Origin of the sequence: Streptomyces lateritius, assembly GCF_014649715.1 — a bacterium.
Taxonomy (GTDB): Bacteria; Actinomycetota; Actinomycetes; order Streptomycetales; family Streptomycetaceae; genus Streptomyces; species Streptomyces lateritius.
The window spans coordinates 1-15717 of sequence record NZ_BMTO01000002.1; the positions used below are offsets into that span (position 1 = coordinate 1).

A 15717-nucleotide genomic window follows, 5' to 3' on the forward strand; every position below is an offset into this window, starting at 1 on the left:
GCTTTCGCGTTTCCCTTTCCGGCGGTTCCGACTCTATCAGATCCTTTCGGGCCTGATTCCCAGTCAGCGGGAGTTGTCTTTGCGGCTGTTGGGCCGTTCCGACGCTCAAACTCTAGCGGGTTCTCCCGGCGACTCATAATCGAGTCTTTCGAAATGAATTTCGGCATGCCGAAATTCGTCCCGGCTGGGAGGTCGTGCTGAGTTGAGTTGCCGCATCAGCGGCGGGAGTGGCTGTCGCAGAACCGTTCCGGCCCCGTGACAACTCGGAGAACACTACGGATCACCCGGGGGCGTGTCAACCCCGGCCTTGCCCCCCGTCCAGGCCGTCAGTCCAGGTCCGTCAGGCGGCCGCCGGCGTCCGGCTGGGTGTGCTCGACCCGGCGGAGCAGGCGAATCAGCATCTCGCCGAGGAGGCCACGCTCCTCGCTCGACAGGTCCTGGAGGAGCTCCTCCTCGAAGTCCGTCGCCATCCGCATCGCCTCGAGCCACTTCGAGCGGCCTTCGTCCGTGAGCTCCACGATCACCCGGACGCGGTTGTTCTCGTCGCGGTCGCGGGTGACGAGGCCCTCGCCCGCCATGCGGTCGATGCGGTGGGTCATCGCGGCCGGGGTGAGGCCGAGGCGCTTGGCCAGTTCGCCGGGGCCCAGGCGGTAGGGGGCGCCGGCCAGGACGAGGGTCTTGAGGACCTCCCACTCGGCGTTGCTGATGCCGAGGTCGGCGACCTGGCGGCCGTAGGCGACGTTCATCCGGCGGTTCAGCCGACCGAGGGCGGAGACGACCTTCTCGACCTGGGGGTCGAGGTCGCGGAACTCGCGCTGATAGGCCGCGATCTGCTCGTCGAGGCTCGGCTCCTGCGGGGAGCGCGCGCCGGACTGCTCGGGGGTGTCGGACATGCGGGGAGTATCCCACGGCGGTCGTTGGCGTTGAAGTCCTTCCATGTGTATCGTTAAGCATCGAACTTTAGTGTTGAAGTCTTCAGGGTTCAGGGCTACAAGCCTGAAGCCCTTCTCTCGAAGTGGGTGAGTGTGACCAAGGCGATGGGTGCAGCGATGCGCCGGATCCAGGCAGGCAGCGCGCTGAGCGCGTTCGGACTCGGCTTCACCGTTCCGTACCTCTATGTGTATGTCGCTCAGGTGCGGGATCTGGGCGCGACCACGGCCGGCAGCGTGCTGGCCGTCTTCGCCATGGCCGCACTCGCCGTCCTGCCGTTCAGCGGGCGCGCCGTCGACCGGCGCGGCCCCGTTCCCGTGCTTCTCGTGGCCGCCGTACTCGCCGCTCTCGGCGCTCTCGGCATGGGACTCTCCGGCAGCGTGGCCACCGTCGTGGGTTCGGCGGCGCTCCTGGGTGCCGGTACGGCCGTCATGCAGCCGGCGCTCGCGACGATGATCGTGTGGTGCTCGGACCCCGTCGGCCGGACCCGTTCCTTCGCCATGCAGTTCTTCCTGCAGAACCTCGGGCTCGGTGTCGGTGGACTGATCGGGGGCCAGCTGGTCGACGAGAGCCGGCCCGGCAGCTTCCTCCTTCTCTTCTCGATCGAAGCGGCGATGTTCCTCGTGCTCGCCGGGATCGTGCTGACCGTGCGGATGCCGGGCTCCCCCGCCCTGCAGGGAGCCCGCCCCGCCGCGTCGAAGGGCGGCGGCGTCCGGGCGCTGCTCGGTCACAAGGCGATGGTGCAGCTGTGCGTCCTCGGCTTCGTGCTCTTCTTCGCCTGCTACGGACAGTTCGAGTCGGGTCTCGCGGCCTACGGCACCGAGGCTGCCGGGATCGAGCCGTCGACTCTGGGGATCGCGCTGGCCGCCAACACGGCCGTCATCGTCGTCGCCCAGTTCGTGGTGCTGAGGTTCGTAGAGCGTCGCCGTCGCAGCCGGGTGATCGCGGCCGTCGGTCTGATCTGGACCGTGGCGTGGGTGATCGCCGGGTACGCGGGGCTCGGGCACGGCAGCCAGACCATGGCGACCGCGGCCTTCGTCTCGACGTACGCCCTCTTCGGGCTCGGCGAGGCGATGCTGTCGCCGACCGTGGCGCCGCTGGTGGCCGATCTGGCGCCGGAGGCGATGGTCGGGCAGTACAACTCGGCGTTCGCCCTGGTCAAGCAGCTCGCGCTGGCCGTCGGTCCCGCCCTGGGCGGACCCATGGGGGCCGCGCTGCACGGGCCGTACATCGTGACCTTCGTGCTCTTCTCCCTCGGGATCACCTTCCTGGCGCTGCGGCTCGGCAAGCAGCTCACCCCGGCGCAGGACCAGCCCTCCCTGGCCGCGACCTCCCGGGTGGTGGCGCAGCACGTGCCGGAGAAGCAGACCGCTGCCGCCTGAGTCCGGCGGGGTCAGTCCGGCAGGGCGAACTCGCACCAGACCGCCTTGCCGCCTCCCGGCGTACGGCGGCTGCCCCAGGACGAGGCGATCGTCGCGATGATCGAGATCCCGCGGCCCGCCTCGTCCTCCGTCTCCGCCCTGCGGCGGCGCGGCAGATGGTCGTCCCCGTCCGTGACCTCGATGATCAGGCGGCGGTCGGTCCGGCGCAGGCGCAGGCGCATCGGCGGGGTGCCGTGCTTGAGGGAGTTGGCGACCAGCTCGCTGGTGGCGAGCACACCCAGGTCGCACAGTTCGACGGGGAACCGCCAGCTGGCCAGCACCCCGGACGCGAAGGCCCGCGCGCGTGGCGCGGCCTCCACGCCGCCGAGGAGCTCCAGAGCCGCGTTGTGGAAGAGCTCGGCGTTCGCTCCCGTGCGGGCGGGGTGCTGGACGACGAGGACCGCCACGTCGTCGTCGTGTTCGGCGGTGACGCCGAGCGAGCGCAGCAGCCGGTCGCAGACGACCTGCGGGGTGCCGAGCGCGCCGGACAGGGCGCGCTCCAGGGCGGCGACGCCCTCGTCGATGTCCTCGCGCCGGCGTTCGACCAGGCCGTCGGTGTAGAGGACGGCGGTCGAGCCGGGGGGCAGGGCGATCGTGCCGGAGGTGTGGAGCCAGCCGCCGGTGCCGAGCGGGGGCCCCGTGGGGTCCTCGGCACGGCGCACCGAGCCGTCCTCGTCCCTGACGAGGATCGGGAGGTGCCCGGCGGAGGCGTAGACGAGCTTGCCTTCGTTCGGGTCGTGGACCGCGTAGACGCAGGTGGCGATCTGGCTGGCGTCGATCTCGGCGGCGAGGCCGTCGAGGAGCTGCAGCACTTCGTGCGGGGGCAGATCGAGGCGGGCGTAGGCGCGGACCGCGGTGCGGAGCTGGCCCATGACGGCGGCGGCGCGCACGCCACGCCCCATCACGTCGCCGATGACGAGTGCCGTCCGGCCCGCGCCGAGGGTGATGACGTCGTACCAGTCGCCGCCGACGGCCGCGTCGGTGCCGCCGGGCTGGTACGTGGCGGCGATCCGCAGGTCGTCGGGCTGCTCCAGTTCCTGCGGGAGCAGGGAGCGCTGGAGGGTGACGGCGGTCTCGCGGTGCCGGCGCTCGCTCGCGCGCAGCCGCTCGGCGGCCTCGGCGTGGTCGGTGACGTCGGCGGCGTGCACGAGGACGCCGCCCCCGTCGAAGCGCGGGGAGTCCACGGGGAGGCAGGTGACGGTGTACGAGCCGCCGTCCTGGGTCTTGCGGGACTTGACCGTGCGGGGCTTGCCGCTGCGCAGGACCTGGTCCATGAGCGGCAGCAGGCCCAGTTCATGGGCTTCGGGGCAGGCGTCGGCGACGGTCGCCCCGGCGGGGCGGGGGCCGAAGGCGGCGGCGTACGCGTCGTTGACGTACGCGATGCGGTGGTCGGGGCCGTGGGCGAGCGCGACCAGGCCGGGGAGGCGGCCGATGATCTCCCGTACGGAGAAGTCCTCCAGAACGGGGATCTCGTCGGCCAGGGGCTCCAACTGCTGCTCGTACTCCCCGCGGGCCGCGGGCACGGAGCCTTCGGTCCCCCGCGCCGCCGTGCGGCGCTGTGTGCCGGGGAGCCGGGCGCTCCAACGGGTGAAGTTCACGGATCTGTATGCCTCGTGGTGTCGTTGGCCGTGCTGAGTCACTCTGTGCAGGTGTGAGCCCACCTATGGTCACACGTCCAGTGTGACGGACCGCACTGACATCGGTGTCAGTCTGACGTCGGGCCGTTCTTGGGCGGCGGGGGTGCGGCGGCGAGTTCGAACTCGGCGCGCGGGTGTTCCAGCGATCCGAGCGAGACGATCTCGCGTTTGAAGAGGCCGGCGAGGGTCCACTCGGCCAGGACGCGGGCCTTCCGGTTGAAGGTCGGGACGCGGCTGAGGTGGTAGGCGCGGTGCATGAACCAGGCCGGGTAGCCCTTGAGCTTACGACCGTAGACGTGTGCCACGCCCTTGTGGAGGCCGAGGGAGGCGACCGAGCCGGCGTAGGTGTGGGCGTAGTCCTTGAGCGGCTGCCCCCGCAGGGAGGCGGTGATGTTCTCGGCCAGGACCTTGGTCTGGCGTACGGCGTGCTGTGCGTTGGGGGCGCATTCGCGGCCGGGTTCCTCGGCCGTGATGTCGGGGACGGCCGCCGCGTCTCCCGCCGCCCAGGCGTGTTCGACGCCTTCGACGGTGAGTTTCGCCGTGCACTTGAGCCGGCCGCGTTCGTTGAGCGGCAGGTCGGTGGCGGCGAGGAGGGGCGCGGGCTTGACGCCGGCCGTCCACACGACGGTACGGGTGGGCAGGCGGGTGCCGTCGCTGAGGACGGCCACGCGGTCCTCGCAGGAGTCGAGCCGGGTGTCCAGCCGTACGTCGATGTTGCGGGCGCGCAGCTCGCGGATCGCGTACCGGCCCATCTCCTCCCCCACTTCGGGCAGGATCCGGTTCGTCGCCTCGACGAGGACCCACTTCAGGTCCTGGGGTTTGACGTTGTGGTAGTACCGCGAGGTGTAGCGGGCCATGTCCTCCAGTTCGGCGAGCGCCTCGACGCCGGCGTAGCCGCCGCCGACGAAGACGAAGGTGAGGGCGGCGTCGCGCAGGGCCGGGTCGCGGGTGGAGGAGGCGATGTCCATCTGCTCGATGACGTGGTTGCGCAGTCCGATGGCCTCTTCGACGGTCTTGAAGCCGATGCCGTAGTCGGCGAGGCCGGGGACCGGGAGGGCGCGGGAGATCGAGCCGGGCGCGATGACGAGTTCGTCGTAGGTGAGCTGGATGTTGCCGGTGCCCTCCTCCTCGGTGGCGAGGGTGGAGAGCGTCGCCGTGCGCTTCGCGTGGTCGACGGCGTGGACCTCGCCGATGACGATCCGGCACCTGGCGAGGACGCGCCGGAGCGGCACGACGACGTGGCGCGGTGAGATGGAGCCGGCCGCGGCCTCGGGGAGGAACGGCTGGTACGTCATGTACGGCTCGGGCGTGACCACCACGATCTCGGCCGCACCGCTTCTGAGCTCGGCCTTGAGCTGCCGCTGCAGGCGCAGCGCGGTGTACATCCCGACGTAGCCACCGCCGACAACGAGAATGCGCGCAGGTTCGGTCACTGTCCCATGACGCAACGCCGTCCGGGGTTTGTCCACAGGCCCGGCAAATTGTGTGACCGGCGGGATACGGGGGCGTGGGGTGGCGCATGAGGGGGCGCGGCGAGAAGTGACCAGCTCAGGCCGGGTGTGGAGGGTGAGGTGGGGGGTGAGAATCGGGAGAGTTCCGGTCCTTGCTCCGATCGGGGGGCGCACCGTACGGAACTCCCCCTTCTGAATTGACCCCGACTCAACTATGTTCGTACCTCGTCGGGGTATCGGATGGCAGCGCGTGGGACCAGAGCGCGGGCCGGACCGGAGCCCCGTGTCAGGGCGGGGAAGTCTCCGGGGGGAGACATCATGAGCGGGGGAACGCTTATGCACATGCAGGATTCGCGTTGGCAGGCCGCCGTCGGGACGGCGGACGGCTCGGTCGACGGACGTACGGGAGCGACGACGGCGATCGGCCGGTCGGCACCGCTGCGCGTGGACGCGCAGCGCAATCTGGAACATGTTCTTCGCGCCGCGCGCGAGGTCTTCGGCGAGCTCGGTTACGGGGCGCCGATGGAGGACGTGGCGCGCCGCGCCCGGGTCGGCGTGGGAACGGTGTACCGCCGCTTCCCGAGCAAGGACGTGCTGGTGCGCCGCATAGCCGAGGAGGAGACCTCCAGGCTGACCGAGCAGGCCCGCACGGCTCTCGGGCAGGAGGAGGAGCCGTGGTCGGCGCTCTCCCGGTTCCTGCGGACCTCGGTGGCCTCGGGTGCGGGGCGGCTGCTGCCGCCGCAGATACTGCGCGTGGGTGTGGACGACAGCGTCCTCGTCGACGCGGTGACGCCGGCGCGGAGCGGCGAGGACGAGGCGCGGGTGCCGCACCAGCGGAACTTCGCCGACCAGTCCGAGCCGCGAGTGGTCGCACCTCGCGCGGTTCCGGTGGCCGAGCAGGACGACGCCGGGGCGGCGGAGCTCCTGGAGGTCGTGGGCCGGCTCGTCGACCGGGCCCGTGCGGCGGGTGAGCTGCGGACGGACGTGACCGTGGCGGACGTCCTCCTCGTCATCGCCACGGCGGCGCCCGCGCTGCCGGACGCGGCGCAGCAGGCGGCGGCCTCGACCCGGCTCCTCGACATCCTTCTGGAGGGTCTGCGGTCGCGGTAGCGAGGGGCTCCGGGGCAGGGAGGAGCGGCGGGTCAGGGGTCCTGGCGGACCGCTGAGCATGCCACGCACGGGTGAGCGGTTACGCCCGGACACAGGAAGTCGCCCCGGACGAGTGGTGCATGGACGCGTGGGTTCGGCGCGGCATCGCCCTGTGGCACTCTTGGCCGGTGTTCGGGTCCGGGCGTGCATACGGGGGCTTGCGCGATGAGCGGTGACGGTCGGGACGAGCCGCTGAACGACGGCGGTGGAGCGGGGACCGGAGGCCTGCCCTTCCAGCAGGTACCGAGCCAGGGCGGCTCCGGAGACGCTTGGGACGCACCCGCCGACGCGAGCGCGCCGCCGGACCCGAGCGTGCCGCAGCAGCGTGAGCCCGACGTCGCCCTCGCCACCGACGCGCCCGGCACCGTACTGCCGCCGCCGCGCGAACGGCCGCACTCCGACGCCGATCTCATCCGGCTGATGCGGGGTGGCGACGACCGCGCGTACGAGGAGCTGTTCCGTCGGCACTCCGAGCCGGTGCGGCGGTACGCCAGGACGTGCTGCCGCGACGCGCACACCGCGGACGACCTGACGGCGGAGGTGTTCGCCCGCACGCTCCAGGCGGTACGGGGCGGGGCGGGGCCCGAGCACGCCGTCCGCGCCTACCTGCTGACCACGGTGCGGCGGGTGGCCGCGAACTGGACGAGGACCCAGAAGCGGGAACACCTCGTCGAGGACTTCGCGGTCTTCGCCGCGCAGGCCGCCCGCACCTCCGAGGCCTCCGGCCAGACCGTGTCGTTCGGGGCGGGTTTGGACCTCGGCGCCGACGTCCGGGCGATGCACGAGGCCGAACGGTCCCTGGCCCTGCAGGCGTTCCGCTCGCTGCCCGAGCGGTGGCAGGCCGTGCTGTGGCACACCACCGTCGAGGAGGAGTCGCCGAGCGACGTCGCCCCGCTGTTCGGGCTGACCGCCAACGCGACCGCGGTGCTCGCGAGCCGCGCCCGCGAAGGTCTCAAGCAGGCCTACCTCCAGGCCCATGTCAGCCAGTCCCTGACCGCCGGCGGGGACTGCGCCCGCTACGCCGACCGGCTCGGCGCCTACGCGCGCGGCGGCCTGCGGACGCGGGCCGAGCGCGGGTTGCGCAAGCACCTGGATGAGTGCGCCAAGTGCCGCCTCGCCGCCGGTGAGCTGGCCCAGGTCAACGCCGGAATCCCCGCGCTGCTGCCGATCGCCGTCATCGGCTGGCTCGCCGCGGGCTACTCCCTCAAGGCCGCCGGTGCGGTGGCCGGCGGAGTCGCCGGCGCGGCCGGAGCCGGCGCCGCCGCCGCGGCCACGGGCGCCGGCTCGTCGAGCCCGGCGGGTGCGTCGTCCGCCGCCGTGGCCGAGGGGCTGGGCGCCCCCGCCAAGGCGGGCCTCGCCGCCGCGGTGGCCGTCGCCGCGACCGCCGGTCTGGTGTGGGCGCTGTCCGGGGACCCGCAGCCGGTCGCGAAGTCCGCGCCGACGCCGTCGGCCGTCGCCCCCTCCGTACCGCCGGAGCCGGCATCGCCGCCGGAGCCGAGACCCACGTCGCCGCCGGCCCGGCCGGCCTCGCCCGCTCCGGCCCCCGCCCCCGAGCGGAAGCCGACCCCGCCACCCCCGGAGCCCACGGCGGAGCCCACGCCGAAGCCCAGCCCCACGCCGGCCCCGCCTCCGCCGGCCCCCGAGCCGAAACCGACGCCCGGCCCGCCGAAGACCGTTCCGAAGCGGCCGCCCGCCGCTGCGGTCGTCTACCAGGTCAACCGGCTGGACCACGGCGTCCTCGGCGACGGCGGCAAGCCCGAGGTACGCCTCGGTGAGAGCGGTGGGATGTGGGCGCGCGACGGACTCGCGACAGGCGGCACTCCGTACGAGCACGGTGTGAGCGTGCGGGCGCCTTCCTCGCTCACCATCGACCTCAACCGCCCGTGCACCGCCTTTGACGCGATCGTCGGCATCGACGACCTCAGCGCGCCGCTCGGGGTCGGCGGCGTCCGCTTCTCCGTCTTCGGGGACGACGAACGGCTGTGGCGCTCCGAGGTGGTCAGACGCGGCGACCCGGCGATCCCCGTGCACGTCCCGCTCTCCGGCCGTAAGACGATCCGGCTGGTGGTGGAGGAGCACACACCGTTCGGACGGGTCGCCGTCGCCGACTGGGCACAGTCGCGGATCAGCTGCGTCTGAACGGCGACTCCGGGACGGTCGTCGCTCCCAGGGCGGCCTTCGCGTAGGACTCGGCCAGGGCGATGACTTCGCCGATGCCGAGGAGGGCGCCGGAGGCGTACGCGGACGTGACGGCCTCCTCGCCCAGTTCCGTGCGGGTCCGGGTCGGCAGCCCCTCCACCTCGTGCTGTTCCGGCACCGCGCGCGGAGTCCCGGCGCGCCAGGTGTCGACGGCGGACAGGATCCGGACCGCGAGCGGCTGTTCGCCGTCCAGAGCGAGCGCGGACGCCGCTCCCTCGGCCAGATGCACGCTGAGGAAGTCGGCGCAGTGCGCCTCCCACGCGACGCGCAGGGCGCCGGCCGCCCCCGCGACCGCCGCGGCGCCCCCGCCCTCGTGCGCCGTGACCCGGGCCTCGAGACCCGCCATCACCGCCTGGACGTGCGGTCAGGGCCTCACGGCTTCGGGACCTCAGGAGCTCAGGTGCTCAAGGTCTCGGGCCCGCAGGGGCCTCACGCCTCAGGTGCTCGGGACCTCCCGGCCTCGGGACCTGCAAGGCCTCACGCCCGCAGGGCCTCGGGCCCTCACGCCGGCAGCGACCGCCGCGACGGGATCAGCGGGCCCGGGACGGCCCGTCGGCGCGGAGCCGCCGTGCCCGTCCAGCAGCTGCCGCGGCGGGCGAGGAGGCGGCGGAGCCAGAGTTCGGTGGAGACGAGGTCGGCGATGCCGTCCAGGGGGACCTGTTCCCCCTCGGAGGCCGCCCGCAGGGCCTTGCGTACGACACGTGCCTCGATCAGGCCCGCGTCGGCGAGGAGCGGGGCGTCGAAAAGGGCCATGAGGTCCGGGAGGGCGGCGCGCAGCCCCGCGCGGGAGGCCGAGGCCGGGACGGCGGTGTTCGGGGCGCCCCACCCCGCCGGCAGGTCGTGGATGCCCGCGCCCGCGAGGACCGTGCGCAGCACGTTGGCCCGGGCGTCCGGCTGGACCCGCAGCGATTCGGGAAGGGCGCGGCAGGCCCGTACGACCTGGTTGTCGAGGAACGGCGCGTGCAGCCGCTGGCTGCGGATCTCCGCCGCCTGTTCCAGGACGCGGTGGTCGCTCGCCGCCCGGGTGAGCGCCGCACGCGCGCGTGCCTCCCCCGGCCGCTGCACCGAGGCCGGCAGCGTCGCCGCCCGGTTCAGGCGAACCGATACTTCAGCCAGCGCCTCGCCCGTCAGCCAGCGTGCCGCGGGCCCCGGACGCGACCAGGTCAGGGCCGAGAGCGACGCCTCCAGCGGACCGAAGGCCCCGGGGGCCGGACGGTTCGCCTCCAGAAGCCCGGCCGCGGCCGCCTCCAGACCCGTCCGGTAAGGGGTACGGGCGAGGCGGCGCGCCGCACGGTAGACGGTCAGGGGGACGAGGAGCGAGCCCGCCGACGGGCCGCTGGCCTTCGCGAGCGCCGTCACCGGACGCACCAGCGACCTGCGCCGCCGGTCCATCAACAGGTCCGCGAGGCGCGCCGGGTGCGCGTCCAGGACCTGGCGGGCCCCCAGACCCGTGAAGTGGTCCGCGCTGCCCCCGGCGAGGCGCCGCCGGTGCCGGTCGGCGACCACGAGGGAGGGCCCCGGTTCGTCGGTCAGCGGCCCGTCGAGCTCCGCGTACGGGAGCGCCTCCTCGCCCGCGGCGACGACCACGTGGTGCAGCCGGGGGTTCGCCGCGATCGCCCGGGCCCGCTCCAGCTCCTCCTCGCGGCCCGAACCGCTCTGCGTCGCCAGGTCGTTGAACGTGACGGCGAGCAGCCGCTCCCCCGCGCCCGTGCCATGGCCCAGGATCGTCCCGGGAACGCCGGGAAGGCCGGCCGCCAGCAGGGCGAGCGTTCCGGAGGCGCTGCCGCCGGACAGGTCGGCCCCGATGCCGGGGGCCGGTCCGCCGCCCCGGGCCGCCCGCCGCTCGGCGGGCCCCATGCCCGGGACCGGACCGGGGTCCGGCAGCGGCGACTCCGGCGCGTGCCGGGGCGCGGTGAGCCGGGCCCGTACGGCGTCGACCAGCGCGTCCCGTACGCCTTCCACCGCCCGCCTCGGCTCGATCTCGGCGGCGGCGACCGCGAGCGAGGCCACCGCTTCGTACCCGGTGATCTCGCGCGATCCCTCCCGCAGGATCAGCGCGTGGCCGGGCGGCACCCGCTTCACACCCTCGTACGGCGTGGAGTCGCGCAGCGCCTCCGGGGTCTCGGGGCAGGCGAGCAGCGCCGCCAGGTGTCCGATGTCGAGCTGGGCCTCGACGAGGTCCGCCAGCGGCAGGGCGGCGGTGGCGTACGCCGTGCCGTTCGCCCACGGGGTGTGGAACACCGGCCGGGCGCCCGCAACATCACCGGTGACGGTGATCCGGCGGCCGGCCTGGACGACGGCCGTGTAGCTGCCGGCCCAGGCGGTGAGATGGCGCAGGGCGCCACCGCGCGCGGTGAGCAGTCCGACCCGCAGCTCCTCGTCGCTCGCGGCGCAACACCCCAGGACGGCAAGGCGGGTGTGGGCGTCGACGGCGATCACGCGGACCTCGTCGGGGCGCCAGTCGCCGACCGCCCACAGCGGATCGGGGTCGCCCCACAGCAGTTGTGCGCCCACCGGGTGCACCGTGCGCCCTTCGGACGCCCCGCCGACGGAGCCGGCCATGGAGCTCGCGAGGCCGCCCGCGGCACCGGCCGAGCCCCGCGCACCGGCCGTTCCGAAGCTCGCGGCGACACTGCTCCAGCCCACCAGCCATCGCATCGGCGCCTCCACGTAGTTCAGTGGAGGAACATGCTGCCACGACAAGAGCGCACAGGCGGGGCTCCGGGGTCGCACACGCGAAAGGCGAATGCGCCCCTGGCATTGGCCAGTTGAAGCCGATACGAACACCGTCGTCATTCGGCCAATCTCGGCGACGTCCGGGACCATCGGCAGTCCGGGAGGCGCTCTTCGCCTCCCGGAGCCGTCCGCCGCCCTCGGGGAGGGGGGCGACGGTGTCCCCCAGCCAACCGGTCCACAGCCGGCGGGCCGACCCACGCAGGACCCATGGAAGCGCTCCCCCGGCCGGCCGGGCGAGAGCGCACGGCCGGGCGCACGGCCACACGGCCGGAGCACGCGTCACCGGCCGCACCCGAGGTCCGCGCCGTGCGCCGGGCGGCGGTTGAGCGGTGCACCAGGGGACGGCCCGCCTTCGCGCCGGGCGACGGGACCGGCGTGCGCCACCCCACTCCCAGGCCGCCTCCGAGGCCGCTCCGACCGACGCCTCTACGCCATCCGTCGCCCATCCGTCTGTTGCCACAACAATCCCGCCATACGGAACTCCGCCCCTTAACGGTAGGGATGCGGCGAACTACGCTGTGTTTACGAATGCCGCACGCCTATGCCCGGCGTCGTGGCGGCCGTTCGGGTTGTCGAGGGGTGGCGTCATGTCCAGGGAGCAACGCGGGCCGAACGAAAAGCTCGGCACGGTTCTCGCCCTCGCGGGAATCAGCAACGCCGGTCTCGCCCGGCGCGTCAACGACCTCGGGGCGCAGCGCGGGCTGACGCTCCGCTACGACAAGACGTCGGTGGCGCGCTGGGTGTCGAAGGGCATGGTGCCGCAGGGCGCCGCCCCGCACCTGATCGCCGCCGCCATCGGCCAGAAGCTCGGCCGTCCCGTGCCGCTGCACGAGATCGGGCTCGCGGACGCCGACCCGGCGCCGGAGGTCGGCCTCGCCTTCCCCCGCGACGTGGGCGAGGCGGTCCGCTCGGCCACCGAGCTGTACCGGCTGGATCTCGCGGGCCGTCGCGCGGGCGGTGGCGGGATATGGCAGTCGCTGGCCGGATCCTTCGCGGTGAGCGCGTACGCCACCCCCGCGTCCCGCTGGCTGATAACCCCCGCCGACTCCTCCGTGGAGCGCCTGATGCGGCGATCCGGCGGAGCGGCCGGGGCCGCCCCTGGAGCGGCCGGCCCGGACGAGCCCGCCGAGGGGCCGGAGACCGGGAGCCACGCGCGCGTGGGGCACAGCGACGTCGCCAAGCTCCGCGAGGCCGCCGAGGACGCCCGCCGCTGGGACTCCAAGTACGGCGGCGGAGACTGGCGCTCCTCGATGGTGCCGGAGTGCTTACGCGTCGACGCCGCACCACTGCTGCTCGGCTCCTACTCCGACGAGGTCGGCCGTGCACTGTTCGGCGCCACGGCCGAGCTGACCCGGCTGGCCGGCTGGATGGCCTTCGACACCGGCCAGCAGGAGGCCGCCCAGCGCTACTACATCCAGGCGCTGCGCCTCGCCCGCGCCGCCGCCGACGTCCCGCTCGGCGGTTACGTCCTCGCCTCCATGTCTCTCCAGGCCACCTACCGCGGCTTCGCCGACGAGGGCGTGGACCTCGCCCAGGCCGCCCTCGAACGCAACCGCGGGCTCGCCACCGCCCGCACCATGTCCTTCTTCCGGCTCGTCGAGGCCCGGGCGCACGCGAAGGCCAACGACGGGGCCGCGGCCGCCGCCGCGCTCAAGGCGGCGGAGGGCTGGCTGGAGCGCTCGCGTGAGGGCGACCCGGACCCGACCTGGCTGGGCTTCTACTCGTACGACCGGTTCTGCGCCGACGCCGCCGAGTGCTACCGCGACCTCAAGGCCCCGCGCCAGGTGCGCCGCTTCACCGAGCAGGCGCTGTCACGGCCGACGGAGGAGTTCGTCCGCTCGCACGGACTGCGGCTCGTCGTCTCGGCGGTCGCCGAGCTGGAGTCGGGCAACCTGGACGCGGCCTGCGCGGCGGGCACGCGCGCGGTGGAGGTGGCGGGCCGGATCTCGTCCGCCCGCACCACCGAGTACGTACGGGATCTCCTGCACCGGCTCGAGCCGTACGGCGACGAGCCGCGGGTCATGGAGCTGAGGGAGCGAGCCCGGCCGCTGCTGATGGCTCCGGCGTGACGCGTGTCCGGCCGGCGTGACGCGTGTCCCACCAGGTTTAGCGGCATTGTCAGTGGGCCAGTGCACTATCGGGGTGGGAGGTGGCGCTGGTGTTTGACTGTGACGTGCTCGTGATCGGCGGTGGGATCGTCGGTCTGTCGACCGCGTACGCCCTGACCCGCGCCGCGCCCGGCACCCGCGTCACCGTCCTGGAGAAGGAACCCGGCCCGGCCCGCCACCAGACGGGGCGGAACAGCGGCGTGATCCACAGCGGCATCTACTACCGACCGGGGTCCCTGAAGGCACGGTTCGCCGTCGCGGGCGCCGCCGAGATGATCAAGTTCTGCGCGGAGTACGACCTTCCGTACGAGGTCACGGGCAAGCTCATCGTCGCCACCGCACGCGAGGAGCTGCCCCGGCTGCACGCCCTGGTGCAGCGCGGCCGGGAGAACGGCATCCCGGTGCGGGAGCTGGGGCCCGCGCAGATCAGCGCGTACGAACCGAGGGTGCGGGGCCTGGCCGCCATCCACGTCGGCACCACCGGGATCTGCGACTACGGAGCGGTGGCGGCCCAGCTCGCCGAGTCCTCCGGCGCCCGGATCCTGTACGGCTCCGAGGTCACGGCGGTCGACCGGCGGTCATGGGGTGTCGCGGTCCGCACAGCGGCCGGGACGGTGGTCCGGGGGCGGGTCCTGGTGAACTGCGCGGGGCTGCACTGCGACCGGGTGGCCCGGCTGGCCGGCGACGACCCGGGCATGCGGATCGTCCCCTTTCGCGGCGAGTACTACGAGCTGGCCGACCCGTCGCTCGTCCGCGGCCTGGTGTACCCGGTCCCCGACCCGGCCTTCCCGTTCCTCGGCGTCCATTTGACCCGGGGCATCGACGGCGGCGTCCACGTGGGTCCGAACGCGGTCCCGGCGCTGGCACGCGAGGGGTACGGCTGGTCGGTCGTCCGTCCCGGCGAGCTCGCCGGGACCCTGGGCTGGCCCGGCTCCTGGCAGATCGCCCGGGAGCACTGGCGGTACGGAGCGGGTGAGCTGCGGCGCTCGCTGTCGAAGCGGGCGTTCACGGAGGCGGTGCGCAAGCTGCTTCCGGTCGTCGAGGAATCCGGTCTGCGCCGGGCACCGGCGGGCGTCCGCGCCCAGGCCGTCCTGAGGGACGGGACGCTGGTGGACGACTTCCTCATCCGGGAGGCGCCCCGCACGGTCCACGTCCTGAACGCGCCGTCCCCCGCGGCGACGGCGAGTCTCCCGATCGGCCGGGAGGTGGCGTCGAGGGCCCTGGCGCGGCTGTGACTTCGGCAGGCCTCCGCCAGGCCCCGTAGAATCGGGTCATTGTGTCTGAGTCTCGAGAAACCGCCACGCACCCCGCCGTCGAGCCCGTCGTCGCCCAGCGGGGCAGCAGCAGGTTCGCCGCAGGGGAAGGTCCCCTGCCCGATCCCGCCGGGTCGCACTACGAGCGGCGGATCCGCAGCTTCCAGCCGCGCCGCAGCCGCGTCACCACCAGTCAGGCTGAGGCGCTGCTCAAGCGGTGGCCCGCCTGGGGCCTCGACATCGACGGCAAGCGGGTCCTCGACCTGGACGAGATGTTCGGCGGACTGCCCGTCGTCCTGGAGATCGGTTTCGGCATGGGCGAGGCCACCGCGCAGATGGCCGCCGCCGACCGCGGCACCGGCATCCTCGCCGTCGACGTCCACACCCCAGGCCAGGGCAACCTCCTCGGTCTCGCCGACCGCAACGGACTCGAGAACGTCCGCGTCGCCAACGGTGACGCGATCATCCTGCTGCGCGAGATGCTCAGCCCCGGCGCCCTCGACGGCTGCCGCGTCTACTTCCCGGACCCCTGGCCCAAGAAGCGCCACCACAAGCGGCGCCTCATCCAGCCCGATTTCCTCACCCTGCTCGCGAGCCGGATGAAGCCCGGCGCCGTCCTGCACTGCGCCACCGACTGGGAGGAGTACGCCGAGCAGATGCTCGAGGTGCTCACCGCCCACCCCGACTTCGAGAACACCCAGGCCGACGGCGGCTACGCGCCCCGCCCCGCCTTCCGTCCGCTCACCCGCTTCGAGGGACAGGGCCTCGACAAGGGCCACGTCGTCCACGACCTCCTTTTCCACAGGAAGTAGCCCGTCTTTTCCACAGGAAAG

Annotated in this window: 11 protein-coding genes; 6 read left to right on the forward strand and 5 right to left on the reverse strand. The window is 73.4% G+C overall.

What is annotated here, in order from left to right:
* Positions 1–326 precede the first annotated feature (326 nt).
* Complete coding sequence (locus tag IE136_RS03310) at positions 327–893, reverse strand: MarR family winged helix-turn-helix transcriptional regulator (RefSeq protein WP_158988739.1); 567 nt, start codon at positions 891–893, stop codon at positions 327–329.
* A 144-nt stretch (positions 894–1037) separates the two neighbouring features.
* Between IE136_RS03310 and IE136_RS03315 the strand changes: the two genes are divergently transcribed.
* Positions 1038–2312 carry an MFS transporter gene (locus tag IE136_RS03315; protein ID WP_229818652.1) on the forward strand — a complete coding sequence of 425 codons (1275 nt, stop codon included), beginning with the start codon at positions 1038–1040 and terminating at the stop codon, positions 2310–2312.
* 11 nt (positions 2313–2323) lie between these two features.
* On the opposite strand, the gene IE136_RS03320 is transcribed toward IE136_RS03315, so the two are convergent.
* Together IE136_RS03320 and IE136_RS03325 are read right to left on the reverse strand one after the other, a co-directional pair.
* On the reverse strand, positions 2324–3949 hold the full coding sequence (locus IE136_RS03320; RefSeq protein WP_158988738.1) for an ATP-binding SpoIIE family protein phosphatase: 1626 nt from the start codon (positions 3947–3949) through the stop codon (positions 2324–2326).
* Positions 3950–4056: 107 nt separating this feature from the next.
* The gene (locus IE136_RS03325) at positions 4057–5373 is read right to left on the reverse strand and encodes an NAD(P)/FAD-dependent oxidoreductase (protein WP_229818653.1); all 1317 of its coding nucleotides are present in this window, start codon (positions 5371–5373) and stop codon (positions 4057–4059) included.
* A gap of 402 nt (positions 5374–5775) precedes the next feature.
* On the opposite strand from IE136_RS03325, the gene IE136_RS03330 reads away from it, so the two are divergent.
* Together IE136_RS03330 and IE136_RS03335 are read left to right on the forward strand one after the other, a co-directional pair.
* Positions 5776–6549: a TetR/AcrR family transcriptional regulator gene (locus IE136_RS03330; protein ID WP_158994516.1), complete on the forward strand. Its 774-nt coding sequence runs from the start codon at positions 5776–5778 to the stop codon at positions 6547–6549.
* A 204-nt stretch (positions 6550–6753) separates the two neighbouring features.
* Positions 6754–8727, forward strand: a complete 1974-nt coding sequence (locus tag IE136_RS03335) for a sigma-70 family RNA polymerase sigma factor (protein WP_189599352.1) — start codon at positions 6754–6756, stop codon at positions 8725–8727.
* On the opposite strand, the gene IE136_RS03340 is transcribed toward IE136_RS03335, so the two are convergent.
* Both IE136_RS03340 and IE136_RS03345 read right to left on the reverse strand, forming a co-directional pair.
* On the reverse strand, positions 8714–9133 hold the full coding sequence (locus tag IE136_RS03340) for a hypothetical protein (RefSeq protein ID WP_189599353.1): 420 nt from the start codon (positions 9131–9133) through the stop codon (positions 8714–8716). The genes IE136_RS03335 and IE136_RS03340 overlap by 14 nt on opposite strands.
* Before the next feature lie 155 nt (positions 9134–9288).
* Positions 9289–11445 (reverse strand): asparagine synthase-related protein, encoded by a 2157-nt coding sequence (locus IE136_RS03345; protein ID WP_158988734.1) that lies wholly within the window; start codon positions 11443–11445, stop codon positions 9289–9291.
* A 665-nt stretch (positions 11446–12110) separates the two neighbouring features.
* Here IE136_RS03345 and IE136_RS03350 point away from each other — a divergent pair.
* The 3 genes from IE136_RS03350 to trmB all read left to right on the forward strand — a co-directional run bounded on the left by IE136_RS03350 (position 12111) and on the right by trmB (position 15696).
* Positions 12111–13592: an NsdA family TPR-like regulatory protein gene (locus IE136_RS03350; RefSeq protein ID WP_158988733.1), complete on the forward strand. Its 1482-nt coding sequence runs from the start codon at positions 12111–12113 to the stop codon at positions 13590–13592.
* Between the two features lie 89 nt (positions 13593–13681).
* Positions 13682–14866 (forward strand): L-2-hydroxyglutarate dehydrogenase, encoded by a 1185-nt coding sequence (gene lhgD / locus IE136_RS03355; protein WP_158988732.1) that lies wholly within the window; start codon positions 13682–13684, stop codon positions 14864–14866.
* Between the two features lie 41 nt (positions 14867–14907).
* Positions 14908–15696, forward strand: coding sequence for a tRNA (guanosine(46)-N7)-methyltransferase TrmB (gene trmB, locus IE136_RS03360; protein WP_189599354.1), 789 nt, complete (start codon positions 14908–14910; stop codon positions 15694–15696).
* Positions 15697–15717 lie beyond the last annotated feature (21 nt).